Genomic DNA, 273 nt, shown 5'->3' on the forward strand with positions numbered 1-273 from the left:
CGAGCAGCAGCTCGGCGACTACGCGACCAACTTCATCCGCCCGCAACTGCTCTCCGTGCCCGGCGTGGCGATTCCCACGCCGTACGGCGGCAAGACGCGCGAAGTGCAGATCGATCTGAATCCGCAGGCGCTGCAGGCGCGCAAGCTCTCCGCGCAGGACGTGGCGAACGCGCTCGCGCAGCAGAACCAGATCATTCCGGCGGGTACGCAGAAGATCGGTCAGTTCGAGTACAACGTGCGCCTGAACAACAGTCCGCTCACGATCGACGCGAT

Annotated in this window: 1 protein-coding gene; it reads left to right on the plus strand. The window is 64.8% G+C overall.

Going from position 1 to position 273, the window contains the following annotated elements; all coding sequences use genetic code 11:
• On the plus strand, positions 1–273 hold a 273-nt coding region (locus tag SB751_RS30455; RefSeq protein ID WP_410749079.1), incomplete at both ends, for an efflux RND transporter permease subunit.

Source organism: Cupriavidus sp. SIMBA_020 (assembly GCF_046535395.1).
GTDB classification, from domain to species: Bacteria; Pseudomonadota; Gammaproteobacteria; order Burkholderiales; family Burkholderiaceae; genus Cupriavidus; species Cupriavidus campinensis.